The 17,296-nt window shown below is 57.4% G+C and carries 16 protein-coding genes; 6 read left to right on the top strand and 10 right to left on the bottom strand.

Going from position 1 to position 17,296, the window contains the following annotated elements; translation table 11 throughout:
- Positions 1-142: 142 nt before the first annotated feature.
- Both EBB79_RS06315 and EBB79_RS06320 read right to left on the bottom strand, forming a co-directional pair.
- The gene (locus EBB79_RS06315; protein WP_127748114.1) at positions 143-2,383 is read right to left on the bottom strand and encodes a xanthine dehydrogenase family protein molybdopterin-binding subunit; all 2,241 of its coding nucleotides are present in this window, start codon (positions 2,381-2,383) and stop codon (positions 143-145) included.
- A 3-nt stretch (positions 2,384-2,386) separates the two neighbouring features.
- Positions 2,387-2,851: a (2Fe-2S)-binding protein gene (locus EBB79_RS06320; protein ID WP_127748115.1), complete on the bottom strand. Its 465-nt coding sequence runs from the start codon at positions 2,849-2,851 to the stop codon at positions 2,387-2,389.
- Between the two features lie 97 nt (positions 2,852-2,948).
- Between EBB79_RS06320 and EBB79_RS06325 the strand changes: the two genes are divergently transcribed.
- Positions 2,949-3,530: a TetR/AcrR family transcriptional regulator gene (locus EBB79_RS06325; protein WP_127748116.1), complete on the top strand. Its 582-nt coding sequence runs from the start codon at positions 2,949-2,951 to the stop codon at positions 3,528-3,530.
- A gap of 18 nt (positions 3,531-3,548) precedes the next feature.
- Here EBB79_RS06325 and kynA read toward each other — a convergent pair whose 3' ends face one another.
- Genes kynA through kynU form a run of 3 tightly spaced genes read right to left on the bottom strand, consistent with a single transcriptional unit; the run spans position 3,549 to position 6,047 of the window.
- A complete protein-coding gene (gene kynA / locus EBB79_RS06330) occupies positions 3,549-4,382 on the bottom strand; it encodes a tryptophan 2,3-dioxygenase (protein ID WP_127748117.1) in 834 nt (277 codons plus the stop codon).
- A complete protein-coding gene (locus EBB79_RS06335; RefSeq protein WP_127748118.1) occupies positions 4,366-4,857 on the bottom strand; it encodes a GNAT family N-acetyltransferase in 492 nt (163 codons plus the stop codon). The genes kynA and EBB79_RS06335 overlap by 17 nt, the downstream gene beginning before the upstream one ends.
- Positions 4,854-6,047 (bottom strand): kynureninase, encoded by a 1,194-nt coding sequence (kynU, locus tag EBB79_RS06340; protein WP_127748119.1) that lies wholly within the window; start codon positions 6,045-6,047, stop codon positions 4,854-4,856. The genes EBB79_RS06335 and kynU overlap by 4 nt, the downstream gene beginning before the upstream one ends.
- 155 nt (positions 6,048-6,202) lie before the next feature.
- Between kynU and EBB79_RS06345 the strand changes: the two genes are divergently transcribed.
- Positions 6,203-6,421, top strand: coding sequence for a DUF1059 domain-containing protein (locus tag EBB79_RS06345; protein WP_127748120.1), 219 nt, complete (start codon positions 6,203-6,205; stop codon positions 6,419-6,421).
- 19 nt (positions 6,422-6,440) lie between these two features.
- On the opposite strand, the gene EBB79_RS06350 is transcribed toward EBB79_RS06345, so the two are convergent.
- Together EBB79_RS06350 and EBB79_RS06355 are read right to left on the bottom strand one after the other, a co-directional pair.
- Positions 6,441-6,812, bottom strand: coding sequence for an MmcQ/YjbR family DNA-binding protein (locus EBB79_RS06350; RefSeq protein WP_127748121.1), 372 nt, complete (start codon positions 6,810-6,812; stop codon positions 6,441-6,443).
- Positions 6,812-7,564: an SDR family NAD(P)-dependent oxidoreductase gene (locus tag EBB79_RS06355; protein WP_127748122.1), complete on the bottom strand. Its 753-nt coding sequence runs from the start codon at positions 7,562-7,564 to the stop codon at positions 6,812-6,814. The genes EBB79_RS06350 and EBB79_RS06355 overlap by 1 nt, the downstream gene beginning before the upstream one ends.
- Positions 7,565-7,974: 410 nt before the next feature.
- Here EBB79_RS06355 and EBB79_RS06360 point away from each other — a divergent pair, with 410 nt between their 5' ends.
- The 4 genes from EBB79_RS06360 (at position 7,975) to EBB79_RS06375 (ending at position 13,104) form a co-directional block, all read left to right on the top strand.
- A complete protein-coding gene (locus tag EBB79_RS06360) occupies positions 7,975-8,424 on the top strand; it encodes a methyltransferase family protein (RefSeq protein ID WP_127748123.1) in 450 nt (149 codons plus the stop codon).
- 137 nt (positions 8,425-8,561) lie between these two features.
- Positions 8,562-10,133: a Re/Si-specific NAD(P)(+) transhydrogenase subunit alpha gene (locus EBB79_RS06365; protein WP_127748124.1), complete on the top strand. Its 1,572-nt coding sequence runs from the start codon at positions 8,562-8,564 to the stop codon at positions 10,131-10,133.
- Between the two features lie 13 nt (positions 10,134-10,146).
- Entirely contained in the window at positions 10,147-11,580 is a 1,434-nt protein-coding gene (locus EBB79_RS06370; protein WP_127748125.1) for an NAD(P)(+) transhydrogenase (Re/Si-specific) subunit beta, read from the top strand.
- 243 nt (positions 11,581-11,823) lie between these two features.
- A complete protein-coding gene (locus EBB79_RS06375) occupies positions 11,824-13,104 on the top strand; it encodes a DUF3422 family protein (RefSeq protein WP_127748126.1) in 1,281 nt (426 codons plus the stop codon).
- Between the two features lie 122 nt (positions 13,105-13,226).
- Here EBB79_RS06375 and EBB79_RS06380 read toward each other — a convergent pair whose 3' ends face one another.
- From EBB79_RS06380 to EBB79_RS06390, 3 genes are all read right to left on the bottom strand, one after another.
- Positions 13,227-14,174 carry an ABC transporter permease gene (locus tag EBB79_RS06380; RefSeq protein ID WP_127748127.1) on the bottom strand — a complete coding sequence of 316 codons (948 nt, stop codon included), beginning with the start codon at positions 14,172-14,174 and terminating at the stop codon, positions 13,227-13,229.
- A complete protein-coding gene (locus EBB79_RS06385) occupies positions 14,167-15,174 on the bottom strand; it encodes an ABC transporter permease (protein ID WP_127748128.1) in 1,008 nt (335 codons plus the stop codon). The genes EBB79_RS06380 and EBB79_RS06385 overlap by 8 nt, the downstream gene beginning before the upstream one ends.
- A gap of 141 nt (positions 15,175-15,315) precedes the next feature.
- A complete protein-coding gene (locus EBB79_RS06390) occupies positions 15,316-17,016 on the bottom strand; it encodes a peptide ABC transporter substrate-binding protein (protein WP_127748129.1) in 1,701 nt (566 codons plus the stop codon).
- Between the last annotated feature and the right edge of the window lie 280 nt (positions 17,017-17,296).

The following is a 17,296-nucleotide window of genomic DNA, read 5'->3' on the forward strand; positions in this document are numbered from 1 at the left end:
GGCTGTGGCCAGGTGCTGGGGAAGGCAAAATCCGCTCTGAGGTGGCAACGGGGATTGCAGGATAGTCCTTTATTGGTCGCGGCAGACACAAAAACGGCGCGCCAATCCTGGCGCGCCGCATCAACGATCTTGGGAAACAAGTTTAGACCATGATGTCAAAATCATGCATCAGTGGCAGTCGCCGCGCACGTTTTCCCGTCAGGTCAAAGATCGCATTGGTCAGGGCCGGTGCTGCGGGCGGTGTGCCGGGCTCGCCTGCGCCGCCCAGATGCTTTTGGGTCTCTAGCACCCGCACTTCGGTCTGTGGCATTGTGTGCATGCGCAACGCGTCATAGTCGGGGAAATTGCCTTGCTCGACCTCACCATCGGCAAAGGTAATCTCGCCGAAACAGGCAGCGGACAGACCGTAAGCCATTCCGCCGAACATCTGCGCCTTGACGGTTTCAGGATCCAGCGCCACCCCCATGTCGCAGGCAATCCAAGCCTTGTTGATACGGATGCTGCCATCGTCATCGACCACTTCGATCACCTCGGCAACGGGTGTGCCAAAACTGTAGCACATGGCCACTCCGCGCCCGACGCCATCCGGAGTTTTACCAGTCCAGCCGGACATTTCCTTGACCGCCTCTAGCACACCAGCAGCTGGGGCCCATTCTGTGCGCGCCAGAGCCAACCTGAACTCCAGTGGGTCGGTGCCAGCTTCGTGGGCCATCTCATCGATGAAGCTTTCGACAAAGAAACCGTTGAAGGAATTGCCAACCGAGCGCCAGAATCCAACCGGGATCTTGATATCACTTAGGTGGCCGCTCATCCGGAAGTTGGGGATTGCGTAGGGCGGGTTAAAGAAACCTTCAACGTGGACCTTGTCGGGGCCACCAGCCGGCAGACCAGCAATCCGGTCCATGAATTGCACAGTGGACGAGGCGGCAGCGACCTGGCCGTCCATCAGCACCGCCACGCCATCCTTGATCGCGCCGCGCATGCGGGCAATTGCACCAGGGCGGTAGAAGTCATGGCGCATGTCTTCTTCGCGCGACCAGGTCAATTGCACGGGAACGCCTGGCATTTGTTTTGCAAGGCGGGTCGCCAGAACCGAGAAATCCAGCTCGACGCGGCGACCAAAACCACCGCCGAGATAGGTGGTGTGCAGGTCGACCTGTTCGCTATCCAGACCGGCCTCTTCGGCGCATCGGCTTAGAATGATGGTTGGCATCTGGTTGCCACACCAAACAGTCAGCTTGTTGCCCTCATACAATGCTGTGGCGTTCATCGGCTCCATGGTGGCATGGGCCAAATACGGCAGCTGGTACTCGGCACTGATTTCGCTTGCACCCTCGGGCAGCTGGTCCACATCACCGTCGTCGCGCATGGTCGAGTTAGGTGCCTCGTCAAAAGCCTTGGATATATGGGCAAAGATCTGATCGGTTTCCGGTGGGTAGGGGGCCTCTTGCCAATCGACGTTGATCGCTTCCACCGCCTGCATCGCCAGCCAGGTGTTGCTGGCCACCACGGCCACGCCATCGCCCATATCGACGATCTTCTCAACTCCGGGCATGGACTGCGCCTCACTGGCGTCAAAGCTGTTCATGCCCGCACCCAGACGCGGGTTCATCCGCACCGAGGCGAATTTCAGGCCCGGCTGACGCACATCGATGCCAAATTCGGCGGTGCCCGTGGCTTTCTCAACCATATCGACGCGTGGCTGCGATTTACCCAACAGGCGCCATTCGCTGCTTGGTCGCAACTCGGCTTTGATCGGGTCCAGTTTGCCCGCATCCATCGCCAGCTCAGAATAGCTGAGCGTGGTGCCATCGGGGGCCTGAACCATCCCGTTGGCGGTCTTCAATTGGTCGCGGTCAAGGCCCAACCGATTGGCGGCGGCCTGTTTCAGGGTCTCGCGTGCTGATGCGCCGGCATGCCGCATACGGGTATAGCCGTCTTTCATCGAGGTTGAGCCACCGGTCCCTTGCAGATTCAGGGTTCTCGCCAGAACTCCAAGCGTCTCGCCCAGGGAATGTTGAAAATCACTGACGTTATAGCCGCGGTTTGGCAGAGCGTCGCCAATGAAGGCGCTGTTGTAATAGGCGGCAGCGGCGGGGCCATGTAGCACCCGAACGGCGTCCAGTTCCACGTCCAGCTCTTCGGCGATCAGCGCGGCCCAGGTGGTTTTTACCCCCTGGCCCATTTCAGCGCGCGGGGCGAACAGGGTGACGCCTTGCTGGTCGATCAGCACAAAGGGACTTAGGGCTGTTTCACCTTCGCCAGGGCTTAGCGGATTGGGGGCTGGGCGGCTGACGTAATAGGCGCCAAAGGCGACGCCACCGACGATGGCGGCAGATCCGATCAGGAAGGTGCGGCGGGCGATTTTTCCGATGCTGGCCATGCTTCAGACTTCTTTCATTTTTGATGCGGCGGTGTGCACCGCAGCGCGGATACGTGGATAGGTGCCACAGCGGCACAGGTTGCCCTGCATGGCCTCGTCGATGTCAGCATCCGTGGGCGAGGGGTTCTCGGCCAGAAGGCTGGCGGCCTGCATGATCTGGCCAGACTGACAATATCCACATTGTGCGACCTGATGGTCGACCCAGGCCTGTTGGATCACCGCCATGGCGCCGGGTTTGCCGAGCCCCTCGATGGTGGTGATGTCTCCGTCTACATCCCCCAGAGCCACCTGGCACGAGCGCACGGCCACGCCGTCGATATGCACGGTGCAGGCGCCGCAGGCCGCGACGCCGCAGCCGTATTTGGTGCCGGTCAGCCCGACGTTATCGCGCAGGACCCACAACAGGGGGACGTCGTCAGGCAGATCCACTTGATGGGATTTTCCATTGATGCGAAGGCGGGTCGACATGGCGGTATACTCTCTGCTGTGCGGGTGCTGACAAAATGATCAGTAAATGTCAGGATGTCAATTGACAAATTTCAGGAAGAATGTCAGAAGCGGTTTTATGATCAAAGCAAGTGATGACCCCAAGCAGCAGGCGATCCTGGAATCCGCATGGGCGGCCTTTTCGACCTATGGATTCCGCAAGACATCGATGGATGACATAGCCCGGGGTGCGGGCATGTCGCGCCCGGCCTTGTACCTGCATTATCGCAACAAAGAGGCGATCTTTGGTGGGCTGGTCGAGGCACATTATGGGCTGGCGCTGGATCAGGTCGCTTTGGCGTTGGACACTGAGGGCACACCGGCAGAGCGGCTGCATGCGGCGTTTGAGGCGCAGGGTGGGCCCGCAATGCAGGCGATGATGGATTCGCCGCATGGGCTCGAGCTGTTCGAGGCTGGAATGTCCGTCGCCGGGGATGCGATTGACGCAGGCGAGCGCGCGCTGCGGTCGGTCTATGGCACTTGGCTACAGCGAGAACATGCCGCTGGGCGAGTGGCGCTGACGGGGCCGGTTGACGAGGTCGCGCGCACCTTTTGCGCAGCGATGAAGGGCATCAAACATACGTCGCAGGACTACGCCAGCTATGCCTCTGGTATGGCACAGCTGGCGGCGTTGTTTGGGGCGGCCCTTAGGCCGCAGTAACCGGGTACAGGCGCTGGACTATAGTTCGGTGCGCAAATGCCAAAGTTCGGGAAACAATTCGACCGCCAGCATCCGTTTCAGATAACTCACCCCGCCGGTGCCGCCGGTGCCGCGTTTGAAGCCGATAACGCGCTCAACCGTCGTGACGTGGTTGAACCGCCAGCGGCGGAAGTAGTCCTCGAGGTCCACCAGTTTTTCAGCCAGTTCGTACAGTTCCCAGTGGGTTTCCGGGTCGCGATAGATCTCGGTCCAGGCGGCCTGCACAGCGGCATGTGGTTGGTGGGTTTCGGATGAAGGGCGGTTCATAACCTCATCCGGAAGCGGAAACGCCTGGGCCAGTGCCTTTAGCGCCACGTCATATAGCGAAGGCTGCGCCAGTTCCTCTTGTAGTAATTCAACCAGATCCGGGCGGTGGGCATGTGGCTTTAGCATCGCCGTGTTTCGGTTGCCCAGCATGAATTCGATCTGACGGTACTGGTGCGATTGAAAGCCTGAGCTCTGGCCAAGTTCATCGCGAAAGGCCGTATAGTCCGAGGGGGTCATGGTGCGCAACACATCCCAGGCTGAGTTCAGCTGTTCGAAAATCCGCGATACTCGCGCCAGCATCTTCATGGCTTGGTGCGCTTTGCCATCCAGCAGACAGGTGCGGGCGGCGCTCAGCTCGTGTAGAGCCAGCCGCATCCACAGTTCCGAGGTCTGGTGCTGGATGATGAACAGCATTTCATCATGGGTGTCAGTCCAGGTTTTCTGGGCGTTCAGCAACATGTCCAGCGACAGGTAGTCGCCATAGGACATGCGGTCTTTGAAATTCATTTCAGCGCCGTCTTTGGACGGATCATAAGGTTTGCTCATGGGGGGCTCCCAAAGTCAGTGACATGGCAAACCGCTTTAGCTGTTCGCCGTTTATGTCAACTATTTCCATTTCGTCGACCTGCCAGCCCTGGCGGGCAAAGAAGGGCCGCGCCAACAGGCTGGCATGGGTCGTCATCCGCGTCAGATTTGCACCGCGCGCCCGTTCAAGGATGACGTCATAGAGAGTTTGCGCCACAGAGCGACCCATCCACCGGGGGCGCACAAAGGCAAAGTCGATGTAACCCTGCAAGCTTGCGGCCATGAAACCCGCAATCTCACCATCGGATTGGGCAACGCAGACATCGAGAGCGGCAAGTCGGTCGGGCCATGTTGCCGGCATCGTTGAACCAGGTGCCCAAGCTTGTCGTTGCGCAAGGCTGTAGTGGGCTGAAGCGCCGTCGTGTATGGCCTCGTAAAAGATGGCAAACAGCGTTTCTGCGTCGTCAGTGTGATAGGCCCGTGTGGTGACACTCATGTCACCGCAGAACGGATTTTATATTCGGGGCGGTCCCACAGATTATTGGTCATGACATCTGCGATGATGTCGACAGCGGCATGTACATCCGCTTCGTCGGTATACAGCGGTGTAAAGCCAAAACGCATGATGTCAGGGGCACGGAAATCGCCGATGACACCGCGGGCAATCAGAGCCTGCATAGCGGCATAGCCCTCGTGAAAGCGGAACGAAACCTGGCTGCCGCGCTGCTGACCGTCCCGTGGGCTGGCGAGAGTTAGCTCGGGGCACTGGGCCTCGACTTCGGCGATGAACAGGTCGCAGAGTTCGATGGACTTGGCGCGAACCGCAGCCATATCGGTCATGTCCCAGATATCCATCGCGGCCTCTAGCGCGGTAAGTTGCAGCACCGGCGGCGTACCAACGCGCATACGTTCGACACCGGGGGCCGGGCGATAGGCGAGATCAAAGGCAAAGGGGGCCTCGTGGCCCAACCAGCCGGACAGCGCCGGGCGAACCTGATCGGCGTGACGTGGGGCGACGTAGATAAAGGCCGGGGCACCGGGGCCGCCGTTCAGATATTTATAGCTGCATCCCACCGCGAAATCGGCGTTGCAGGCGGCCAGATCGACCGGTAGAGCGCCTGCTGAATGGGCAAGGTCCCAGACCGTCACGATACCTTTGGCTTGGGCCTGTTCAGTGATGGCCTGCATGTCATGCATGCGGCCGGTACGGTAATCCACCTGAGTGAGCATCAGCACGGCGATGTCGTCACCCAGATTGTCGACCACGGCCTCGGGATCGACCACCCGCAATTCATAATCATCCCCAAGTGAGCGCAGCAGCCCGTCCGCCATATAAAGATCGGTAGGGAAGTTGCCATTGTCGGACAGTACCACCTTGCGGGTCGGGTTCAGATCCAGCGCCGACGCAACGGCCTGATAGACCTTAATGGACAGGGTGTCGCCCATCACCACATGGCCCGGCTCGGCCCCAATCAGGCGGCCAACCCGGTCACCCAAATCAGAGGATTTCTTCATCCAGCCGGCTTTGTTCCAGCCAGTGATCAGCATCTCGCCCCATTCGTCCTGCATCATCGCGCCGACCCGTTTTGTCGCAGCAAGGGGAAGTGGGCCCAGCGAGTTGCCATCAAGGTAGATCATGCCCTGAGGCAAGTGGAACATGGCTTTGGTAGCGGCGAAGTCGGTCATTGGGGCCTCATCGGGTGAATGTATTTCAAGCATAAAGTATATAGACTAGTATGCGACGATTGGAGAGCTGTCGAGGCAAATAAAACTCTGCCCCACACACTCGTCAAACCCGATCACGGCTCTAATTGGTTATTGGTAATAGAAAAGGATCGACTATGGCTAATGCTTACTCATATTCCTGCAGAGATTGCGAGGGCATGGAATTTTGCCCAGCGAGCCTGGTGGCCGCGACGGAAACTGAAGTTTGGAAACTCATCAAGTTGCATGCTGAATTTGCGCATGGAGAAGATCCGGCGGACTGGGACGACGAAACCCGAACCTATCTGGCAACATTGATTGTGCCGACCAATGTGCGGGTCAAGGAACCGAGCTAGCAATCCGTGAAATGACGGCTTAGGTGTGACGGAGCTCGGGAATGTTCAGTTCACGGCGTTTCTTTTTCGACAGGCCAGCCGCAACCAGATCATAAGAAATCTCGATATGTCGCCGCAGTTCGATGTCGGACAGGCCAGGCGCATCATAGTGTTGCAGCCACTTCATGCCGCGCGAAGCCAGATAAGGGGCAGGGCGGACACCGGGTTGTTCCTGCAACACCTCATAGGCGATTTCGCTAACTTTGAACGTAAAGGCATCGCGCCCGTCGGCCCAGCCACAGATGGCAAAGACCTTGGGGCCGACCTTCCACACATCAGCATTGCCCCATTGCACCACATGGCTGGTGGCGGGCATGGCGGCGCAGAATGTGTTGAAGCTGGCGCGATCCATTACATTTCCCCGCCGGAAATTTGCAATGCCTGACCATTCACGGACCCGGAATTGACACCGCATAAAAACAGGGCGGCCTCGGCGACCTCTTCGGGGGCGATCAAACGACCATGTGGGTTGGCGCCGACCATGACTTGCATGGCCTCGTCTTCACTCATACCGGTGCGTTTCATGATGCTTTCGACGTTTTGCGGCACGATATTGGTGTCCACGTAGGCGGGGCATATTGCGTTGAAGGTATAGGGCTTACCGACGTAGTCGGCGGCAAGTGCCCTGATCATGCCTACCATCGCGTGTTTGCTAGAAGTGTAGCAACTGCCCCCTTTTAGCCCCTTCAGCCCGGCAATTGAGGAGATCGCAATAACGCGGCCCCAATCGGTGCCGTGCATCGATTTGAGGCATTCACGGATGGTCAGGAAACACCCGTCGACATTGATCGCCATCATGGTGCGCCAGAACTCCATATCCGTTTTATGCAAGGCGCGGCCTTCGGCGATGCCGGCGTTAGGCACGCAGATCTGCACGGGACCACGGGCCTCAATGGCTTTGGCGACGCCGGTGACCACCGAGTCCTCGTTGGCCACGTCCATTTGCACAGCATGCAACCCGTTGACGGCAACCTGTTCCAGCACCTCGGCGCGGCGGCCCGTAATAGTGACCTGTGCGCCCTGTGCGGCCAATGCCTGGGCAATAGCCAGTCCAATGCCAGTGCCGCCGCCGGTAACCAATGCGTGTTTTCCGTTTAATGTCATGTCTCAATCTCCTCTGGCCACAATCCTAATCAGAGCAGGGGGGATGGCAAGCTGGTCGTCCCGTCACAAAGCCGGTGTTCGACCAATCCTTTTTTACCACACTATGGTAGCTAAAAGGGGAGTGGAGACAGGATTTGTGCTGGCGCTAACATATTCGAATCTCAGTGAAAGTACGATCAAACTCAATTCGACCGGCGGGAGAAACCCAAAGTATTAAGTAGGCATTTTGGTCATTATGTGCAGTATCGTGACGCAATCGGGAAGAGATTCGTCGTTTGTGCAGGTTTTGGGCAATTTGTCCTTTCTGAAGCCTTGATGATGATTGGCTCTGGACCTGTCGGCTTTAGAAGGGGAAACTAAGCCGCAATGATCATGGTATTTGCAACCGGCCTGCAGTGGGGCGATATTTGATGCAGCGGTTGGATGTTCCGCCGCTGTGGCTGCTGGCTTGCGTCCTTGGCGCCTGGGTGCAGGCGCGGTTCTGGTCGTTTGGGCTGGGCTTTGGCGGCGCTTGGGCTGATTTTGTTAGCGGCTTGTTGATTGCCGGAGGCGTTCTTTTGGCGGCGTTGGCTGTCAATGAGATGCGACGCCAGCGCACCACTGTTTTGCCGCATAAGACGCCGAGCCATTTGGTGCAGTCAGGGATTTTCAGCCGCTCGCGAAATCCGATCTACTTGGGGGACGTTCTTATTCTGGCGGGGTTCATTCTGCGGTTTGATGCGGTGCTATGTCTGCCATTGATCCCGGTGTTCACTTGGATACTGGAAAAACGGTTCATCCTTCCAGAGGAAGACAGGATGCGGCGCACATTCCGGGCGGATTGGGGTCGCTATGAACAAAAGACCCGGCGCTGGGTTTGAAGTAGACGTGGCGTTGCAGCCGAAAATGCGGCACCGCAGTAATATGTTTGCGCAGGTTTATTGCGTGCGATAGAGAAAATTATTGCGGTTCGTACCTAACGGGTGCGGGCCTGGCTAAATCGAGAGGGACCAATACGGTGAAGATAGGTACACCAAAAGAGATATTTAACGGCGAGGCGCGTGTAGCGATGACGCCGGAGTCTGCGCGTCACTTGCAAAAGCTGGGCTATGACTGCGCCATCGAAACCGGAGCAGGGGCCGCTGCTGGTTTTTCTGATGCCACCTATGTGGAGGCTGGGGTTGAGATCATCAAGACACCAGCGGCGCTGTGGAAATCAGTGGATATCGTCGCCAAGGTCCGTCAGCCCAGTGAGGTTGAACTGAAGCGGATGACCAGCGGCAAGACGCTGATCTCGTTTTTCAACCCGGCAGGCAACGAGGCCGGAATGGAGCTGGCCAAGTCCAAGGGCGCCAATGTGATTGCCATGGAAATGGTGCCTCGTATTTCGCGTGCTCAGAAGATGGATGCGCTGTCATCGATGGCCAATATCGCCGGTTACCGTGCGGTGATCGAGGCGGGCAACAATTTTGGTCGCTTCTTTACTGGCCAGATCACCGCTGCGGGTAAGGTTCCGCCTGCCAAGGTTCTTGTGGTTGGCGCTGGCGTTGCCGGTTTGGCTGCCGTTGGCACCTCGACCTCGCTGGGGGCGATCACTCTGGCCTTTGACGTGCGTCCCGAAGTGGCCGAACAGGTTGAATCGATGGGCGCCGAGTTTGTCTATCTCGATTTTGAGGAAGACCAGGCTGATGGTGCGGCGACTGGGGGGTATGCTGCGGTCTCTAGCCCAGAATTCCGCGCCGCTCAGCTGGCCAAGTTCCTTGAACTGGCGCCTGAGGTGGACATTGTCATCACCACGGCGCTGATCCCGAACCGCGAGGCACCTGAGCTGTGGACCGAAGAGATGGTCGCGGCGATGAAGCCGGGCTCGGTGATTGTTGATCTGGCGGCTGAAAAGGGTGGCAACTGTAAGCTGACGGTGATGGACGAAAAGATCGTCACCGAAAATGGTGTCACCATCATTGGCTATACCGACTTCCCCAGCCGGATGGCGGCGCAGGCCTCGACCTTGTATGCGACCAACATCCGTCACATGGTGACTGACCTGACCCCTGAAAAGGATGGTCAGATCAATCACAACATGGAAGATGACGTGATCCGCGGCGCCACGGTGACCTTTGAGAAAGAGATCACCTTTCCGCCGCCACCACCGAAAGTTCAAGCGATTGCGGCCAAACCCAAAGAGGTGGTGCCCGAGCTAACGGCCGAGGAGAAACGGGCGGCTGAGGCCGCGGCGTTTAAGGCGGCGACCAAGCAGCAGGTGACTCTGCTGGGGGTCGGCGCGGTCCTGATGTTACTGGTTGGATTGGTGGCGCCGGCCAGTTTCATGCAGCACTTTATTGTGTTTGTGCTGGCCTGCTTTGTTGGCTTCCAGGTGATCTGGGGCGTCGCGCATTCGCTGCACACGCCGCTGATGGCGGTGACCAATGCGATTTCGTCGATCATCATTCTGGGTGCGCTGATGCAGATCGGATCAGGGTCGTTCCTGGTGATCCTGCTGGCCTCGCTGTCCATTTTCATGGCCGGGATCAACATCTTTGGCGGCTTCCTCGTAACACGGCGCATGCTTGCCATGTTCCAGAAATCTTAAGGAGGTCTGGATCATGGAATTTGGCTTCACTATTGCCGCCTATGTGGTTGCGGCTGTTCTGTTCATCTTGTCCTTGGGCGGGCTGTCCGGTCAGGAAAGCGCCAAGCGCGCGGTTTGGTACGGTATTGTCAGCATGGCGCTGGCGGTGTTTGCAACGCTTGTGGGACCCGGTCAGGGCCTTTGGTTACTGTCGCTGCTGTTGATCGCTGGTGGTGGCACGATTGGCTATGTGGTCGCGCAGCGGGTTCAGATGACCGAGATGCCGCAGCTGGTCGCCGCGATGCACTCGCTGGTTGGTCTGGCTGCGGTGTTTGTTGGCTTTAACGCGCATATCGAAATGGGCAATGTTCTGACGATGAGCCACGAGGCCCGTGAGGGGCTCGAAGGGTTTGCCGCGCTGTTGGCGCATAAAACGCCGGTTGAACTGTCCATCCTCAAGGTCGAGGTGTTCCTGGGTATCTTCATCGGTGCCGTGACCTTTACTGGCTCTGTGGTTGCCTATGGCAAACTGGCGGGCAAGCTGGGCTCAACTGCAACAAAACTGCCCGGTGGCCATATGCTGAACGCTGGCGCGGCTGGTCTGTCGCTTCTTTGCCTGATCTGGTACTTCAACACCGGTGGCTTCTTGCCGCTGGCGCTGATGACACTGGCGGCGCTGTTCATCGGCTATCACCTGATCATGGGCATCGGCGGCGCTGACATGCCGGTGGTTGTGTCGATGCTGAACAGCTATTCCGGCTGGGCCGCTGCGGCGATTGGCTTCTCGCTGGGCAATGATCTTTTGATCGTTGTTGGTGCGCTGGTTGGCTCATCCGGTGCGATTCTGTCCTACATCATGTGTAAGGCAATGAACCGGTCGTTCATCTCGGTGATCCTGGGCGGCTTTGGTGGCACCACAGGCCCACAGATGGAGGTCGAGGGCGAGCAGATCGCAATCGATGCCGATGGCGTTGCCACAGCCCTGGACGAGGCCGACAGTGTCGTCATCATCCCCGGCTATGGCATGGCGGTGGCACAGGCACAGCAGAACGTGGCTGAACTGACCCGGCGCCTGCGCGCTAAAGGCAAAACAGTACGCTTTGCGATCCACCCGGTGGCGGGCCGTCTGCCTGGCCACATGAATGTGCTGCTGGCCGAGGCCAAAGTGCCCTATGACATCGTCATGGAGATGGATGAGATCAACGACGACTTCCCGGATACGGATGTCGCCATCGTCATCGGCTCTAACGACATCGTCAATCCGGCGGCGCAGGACGATCCCAACTCGCCGATCGCCGGGATGCCAGTGCTGGAATGCTGGAAGGCGAAACAGGTGTTTGTCTCCAAGCGCGGCCAGGGCACCGGTTATTCCGGCATCGAAAACCCGCTGTTCTTCAAGGACAACACCCGCATGTTCTACGGCGACGCCAAGGCCAGCCTGGACACTCTGCTGACGCTGATCTCGTAAGTCAGCCCCATACCCAAGATAAAAGGCGCTCCTACCGGGGCGCCTTTTTCATTGCATCGTCTATTGGGCACTGTGGTGCAAAGCCTGCGATCCTAAGTGGGTTGAATGCTGGAAATGGAATTTTCAGGCATCTCGAATGACCTATCGTATACGATGGTATTCCGGTAACATATTGAAATAATACATTTCTTTACAGTTCTGAGCAGTGGCGCTAGTCTGCGGGTTCATGCCAGGAGCCCGCAGATGCCGCCAATTCAGGATCACCCGCTGCGCTATCAGCTTGCCAATGAGCTGCATGCACGTCCGTTTCCCACCATGCAGGGACCGTGCACGGTGGTTTTTGTGACGATTAAACAAGAACATCAGGCGGTGCACCGCGATCGCGACGAAGATCTGCGGCATCTGATCGATTTGCTGGACCGCCATGGCGCGGCGCATCCAAAACCCGGTGCCACGCACCACTCGGCGCAAATAGGGCGGCACCAGCTGAAGTGGGAACAACACACCGAGTTCGTCAGCTACATGATCTACTCATCCGGAGTCAGCGCCCGGGCCTTTGATCCGGTGGATTTTGAAGTTTTCCCTGAGGACTGGCTGGATATGGCGCCGGGAAAACGGGTGACCTCGCTGGTTTTCCGAGTTCAACCACGCCCTCCAGCTGACGAAATGACCCGCAATCTGGTCGATTGGTTCGTCCCCGAAAGCCTGGCGGTCTCGGAAGTGCTGGATGGCAGCGCGGTGATGGCAGGTGATTTCCGTATTGATCCAGCAGGACACATGCGATTTGCGGTTTTTGTCAGCCCTGAAACTGGGTCCCGACGCGTTGGGCGTATTGTGCAACGGTTGTGTGAGATTGAGACCTACCGGGCGATGTCGATGTTGGGGTTCTCGCGGTCGCGTCGGTTGTCGGATTGTATAGGCGGGCTCGACACGCATCTGTCCGAAATGATGGTGCAGATGACCGGCGGGCAGATGCCAGCCGACAAGACCCTGTCGCAGTTGCTGACGATTTCGGCTGAATTGGAAGCCATGGCCGCACGGTCGGCATTCCGGTTCGGGGCTACCAGTGCCTATGAGGCTTTGGTAGACCAACGTATTAGCCTGCTGCGCGAAGAGCGCTATGAGGGGTATCAGAATTTCGCTGATTTCATGTTGCGCCGCTACGAACCAGCAATGCGCACTGTGAAATCAACCGAGGCACGGTTGGGAATTTTGGCGGACAGGGCGCGCCGCGCAGGGGAGTTGCTGCGAACGCGGGTAGATGTCGAGCGCAGCGCGCAGAACCAAGCGCTGTTGGAAAGCATGGACCGGCGGGCCGATCTTGCACTGCGCCTGCAGACCACAGTCGAGGGGCTGTCTGTCGTCGCTATCAGTTACTACAGCGTGTCCTTGGTTGCCTATGCCGGTTACCCGCTGGCCGCACTGCTGGGCCTCAGCAAGGGCACGTTAACAGCGATGATCACTGTGCCGGTTGTGGCCCTGGTCTGGATAGCGGTGCGGCGCATTCGGAAAAAGCTCCACTAAGATTTCCTCCAGCCGACCCAGTATCACCACCAATCAGCCTTCATCTTTTCTCAAAATACTCAAAAAAAACAGCCGCCCCAATCGGAGCGGCTGTTTTGGTCGGTTGTCGAGGCCAGAGACGATCAGCGGCCTCGGATTCGTGGATCCAGTGCATCTCGCAGGCCATCACCCAGATAGTTCACGCTCAGCACCGTCAGTGAGATCGCAACACCAGGCAGCATCACGCGCTCAGGAAATTCCTCCATCCGCTGCACAGCGTCGGCCAGCATCTTGCCCCAGGTGGGGAAATCGGACGGAAAGCCAACACCGAGGAAGGACAATGCGCTTTCAGTGATGATTGCCGCCGCCAGACCCAACGTGGCTGACACCATGATCGGAGAGATCACGTTGGGCAGCAAGTGACGCCAAATCATTGCACCAGGTCGGGTTCCGATTGAACGTGCAGCCAAAACGAACTCGCGTTCCTTAAGCGCCAGCACGTCACCGCGTACAATCCGTGCGGTCGGCATCCAGCTGGTTATACCAATGATGGCAACAATCAGGATGAACATTCCGCCTTCGGGCCCAAAGTTGGCGCGCAGGGGCTGGCGGAACAAGGTCACGGCCACCAGTAAAAGGGGCAGGATTGGCAGCGATAGAAACAGATCGGTCAATCGCATCAATGGGCCATCCAATCGTTTGAAGTACCCGGCAATAACTCCGATCATGGTACCAATGAACAGGGTCAGCAACATCGCCGCCCAGCCCACAGCCATTGAGGTACGGCCACCGGCCAGGATGTTGGCCAATCCGTCACGGCCCAACTGATCGGTGCCCAACGGATGGCCCCAGGCAGCTTTGGCATCCGCATCAAACAGCAGCTGATAGACCGGTCGGAAGTCCCGGGCGCGGTAGTCGATCTTTTGCGGGTCCAGAGTCCAGATATAGGGTCCAAACAGCACGGCCAGAGTGATGAAAAGAAGGAACCCGCCGCCCATCAGTGCGCCTTTGTGTTTCTTCAATTGGTCCCAGACGTTCAGCCATTGGCTGCGCGGCGGGGCAAGTGGGGATTGGTTTGACAGATCAGTCATAGCGGATCCTCGGATCAAGCAGGCCGTAGAGGATATCTGCAATCAGGTTGAAGAACACGATCAGCATCGCAAAGATGAAGGTCAGTGTTTGCACAGTGGGCAGATCATTGGCGAAAAGCGCAGTGATCAACTGTGAGCCGATACCGTTCACCGAAAAAATCTGCTCGGTGATAATGGCACCACCAAAGATGGCGGGCATGCCCAGAGCAATCACTGTGACCACGGGGATCATCGAGTTGCGCAGCACATGCGCCATGACCACGACGGATTCGCTCAGTCCCTTGGCGCGGGCGGTGCGGACATAATCCTGGTTCAGGTTATCCAGCATCGAGGCGCGCATGTATCGACTGATCTGCGCCGTGGTTTGCAGCGCTAGCACCATCACTGGCAGGATCATTTGCCTGAGCTGGTAAACAAAGCTATCCCAGTCATTCACCACATGGGTGGTGTCATAGATGAATGGGAACCAACCCAGCTGCACCGAGAAGATCACAATCAACAGCGGTCCGGTAAAGAACGGCGGGATTGAAAATCCGATCATGGTGACAAATGTACCGCATTGATCAAACACCGAATACTGTCTGTAGGCCGAGTAGATGCCGATGGGCAGAGCGATCAGGATACCAACGATATAGGCGGTGCCAACAACCCACAGGGTCTGCGGGATGCGCTGAACCACGGTGTCCATCACTGGCGAACGGGTCTGCCATGAGATCACGCGCAGGTCGCCAACGGCATAGGTTGTGCCAAAGAAATGATCGATCATCACCTGGGGTTCAATCCAGAAGAATTGCACCAGCCACTTCCAGAAACGGATGTGCATGGGTTGGCCAAGGCCCAGGGCCTCGCGCATTTTTTCTTTGACTTCGGGGGGAACTGTCAGCGGGACCTGTGCCATCGGGTCGCCTGGGGCGAGTTCGAGCAGCAGAAAGATCACGAGGCTGATGAAAAGCAGGGTCGGGACCGATAAGATCAGTCGCCGGATTGTAAAGGTCAGCATAAGCTTGGACGCCTTTGCAAGTGTGTCTTGAGATTCCGGGGTCGCACGTGGGGTTCACCGTAGCTACGGCTGGCCAAATGACCCATCGTGAAAGGCAAGAGGCCCCGGCAATGTGCCAGGGCCTCAAGAGGTGTAAGCCTGTTATTTGATGCGGTACCAGTCCGCAACGTTCCACAGTTCGCTGTCCCAAGTGTTCAGAACAACGCCACCAAGGCTGTTGGCGTGTGCCGATACACGGCCACGGTCAACCAAAGGCACAACAACATAGCTGTCTTTGGTCAGCATGTCGTTCAGCACTTTGGCGATCTCGCCACGCTTGGCGAGCGAACCGGTACGGCCAAGTTCAGCAACCAGCTCGTCATAAAGCGGATCACAGTAACGGTTCATGTTTTCACCCTGCCACTGTGTTTCGGGCTTGGGAGCCTTATCACAAGTGTGCTGAGCCAGATAGCTTTCTGGATCGGTGCCATCAAAGTTGTTGGCATACATTTCAACGTCTGCATAGAAACGCTGGAATGTGTCAGGCGAGCCTGGGTCACCACCAAAGAAGACCGAGGCGTTGATGTTACGCAGTTCGGTTTCTACACCAATTTCTTCCCACCACTGTTTGATCAGAGCTTGGAAGTCCTGACGTACGGCGTTGGTAGACGTTTGGTACAGCATGGACAGACGAACGCCGTCTTTTTCACGCACACCGTCGGAACCTACGGCCCATCCAGCTTCGTCTAGCAGGGCTTTAGCGCCAGCGATGTCCTGTGTCAGACAGTCAGTGTTGTCCGAAGCATAGGCCAGCGGAGCAGGCACCAGATTACAGGTTGGGCGACCAGCCCGGCCATAACCGATTTCAACCAGCAGGTCGCGGTCGATCGCCATAGAAAGGGCTTTGCGAACACGAACATCTGTCAGGAACGGATGCGGGTGCATAGCCGTGCCACGCTCGCCTTCTGGCAGGTCAGGCGAAGTGTTGGTCATGTTCATTTCGATACGCTCAACCAGTGTACCAAATGCTGCAACGGTAGTCCCTTTGCCGCCTTCAGCCATTTTGGCCAACACGTCGGGTGCCAGCTGAAGGTTCCAAGCGTAGTCAAACTCGCCCGTTTCCAACACAGCGCGACCAGATGCGGTTGCGTCGCCGCCACCTTTGAAGGTCAACGAGGCAAATGCAGGCTTAGCTGCGTCACGGTAGTTATCATTGGCAACCATCGAGATCACGTCATTAGGACGGAAATCGGTGACAACAAACGGGCCGGTGCCGATTGGACCAAAGTTGGCATCGGTACACTCAGGTGCCTTGGCACCCATGCAGTTTTCGAACTGTGCCATCTGAATGATGGGCGACTGGCCACCCATGAAAGGGCCGTAAGGGTTTGGCTTGGCTTCGCCAAAGGTGACAGTCACGGTCAAATCATCAATGATTTCAACCGAATCAACGCCTTCGAATTTAGCGAGCTGAGCACAACCGCCTGCAGGATCCATGCAGTAGTCAGCCGTGAATTTCACGTCAGCCGAGGTCACAGGAGAACCGTCGGACCACACCAAACCAGATTTTAGTTTCCAAGTGATCGACTTCAGATCAGCCGAAACGCCACCGTTTTCAACAGTTGGAATTTCTTCGGCCAGATAGGCAACCAAAGCACCGTCTTGGTCATAGCGACCCAGAGGCTCTACGACCAGCGAGGCGGATTCAATATCCTTGGTGCCGCTAGACAGATAAGGGTTCAAAATCGATGGCGCTTGCCAATAAATGATGTTGACGTGACCATCCGAGCCGCGCTCAGCAAAGGCGGCTGGGGCCAATGCTGTACCGGCAATGGCGCCAAGCAAAAGGGCTTTTAGTTTCATTTCACACTCCTTGTCGACACTTATGTGTCTTTGTCCCGAGCTATAAGAGGCCACGGGTTTTGCCGCAATTTCTGCGGTTCATAGCTGTACCGTCATAGGGGAAAATAAATAGTCCACTGACCTGCGCTAGTTGCCTTGCGCTGTTCTCCCCCCATTCGGTCACTGTCTATATCGAAACAGAACTTCAGAAAAATGCAAGCCTTCCCTTGGGAAAAATCGTTACAGGGTTTGACGGAGTTGCTGGGCCGGCGTAACGTTCTGAAAATTGACAACAACGATA

The sequence above is a fragment of the Parasedimentitalea marina genome (assembly GCF_004006175.1).
Taxonomy (GTDB): Bacteria; Pseudomonadota; Alphaproteobacteria; order Rhodobacterales; family Rhodobacteraceae; genus Parasedimentitalea; species Parasedimentitalea marina.

Coding starts and splice junctions, on each gene's coding strand:
- EBB79_RS06315 (WP_127748114.1), bottom strand. CDS start 2,383: ATGGCCAGCATCGGAAAAATCGCCCGCCGCACCTTCCTGATCGGATCT.
- EBB79_RS06320 (WP_127748115.1), bottom strand. CDS start 2,851: ATGTCGACCCGCCTTCGCATCAATGGAAAATCCCATCAAGTGGATCTG.
- EBB79_RS06325 (WP_127748116.1), top strand. CDS start 2,949: ATGATCAAAGCAAGTGATGACCCCAAGCAGCAGGCGATCCTGGAATCC.
- kynA (WP_127748117.1), bottom strand. CDS start 4,382: ATGAGCAAACCTTATGATCCGTCCAAAGACGGCGCTGAAATGAATTTC.
- EBB79_RS06335 (WP_127748118.1), bottom strand. CDS start 4,857: ATGAGTGTCACCACACGGGCCTATCACACTGACGACGCAGAAACGCTG.
- kynU (WP_127748119.1), bottom strand. CDS start 6,047: ATGACCGACTTCGCCGCTACCAAAGCCATGTTCCACTTGCCTCAGGGC.
- EBB79_RS06345 (WP_127748120.1), top strand. CDS start 6,203: ATGGCTAATGCTTACTCATATTCCTGCAGAGATTGCGAGGGCATGGAA.
- EBB79_RS06350 (WP_127748121.1), bottom strand. CDS start 6,812: ATGGATCGCGCCAGCTTCAACACATTCTGCGCCGCCATGCCCGCCACC.
- EBB79_RS06355 (WP_127748122.1), bottom strand. CDS start 7,564: ATGACATTAAACGGAAAACACGCATTGGTTACCGGCGGCGGCACTGGC.
- EBB79_RS06360 (WP_127748123.1), top strand. CDS start 7,975: ATGCAGCGGTTGGATGTTCCGCCGCTGTGGCTGCTGGCTTGCGTCCTT.
- EBB79_RS06370 (WP_127748125.1), top strand. CDS start 10,147: ATGGAATTTGGCTTCACTATTGCCGCCTATGTGGTTGCGGCTGTTCTG.
- EBB79_RS06375 (WP_127748126.1), top strand. CDS start 11,824: ATGCCGCCAATTCAGGATCACCCGCTGCGCTATCAGCTTGCCAATGAG.
- EBB79_RS06380 (WP_127748127.1), bottom strand. CDS start 14,174: ATGACTGATCTGTCAAACCAATCCCCACTTGCCCCGCCGCGCAGCCAA.
- EBB79_RS06385 (WP_127748128.1), bottom strand. CDS start 15,174: ATGCTGACCTTTACAATCCGGCGACTGATCTTATCGGTCCCGACCCTG.
- EBB79_RS06390 (WP_127748129.1), bottom strand. CDS start 17,016: ATGAAACTAAAAGCCCTTTTGCTTGGCGCCATTGCCGGTACAGCATTG.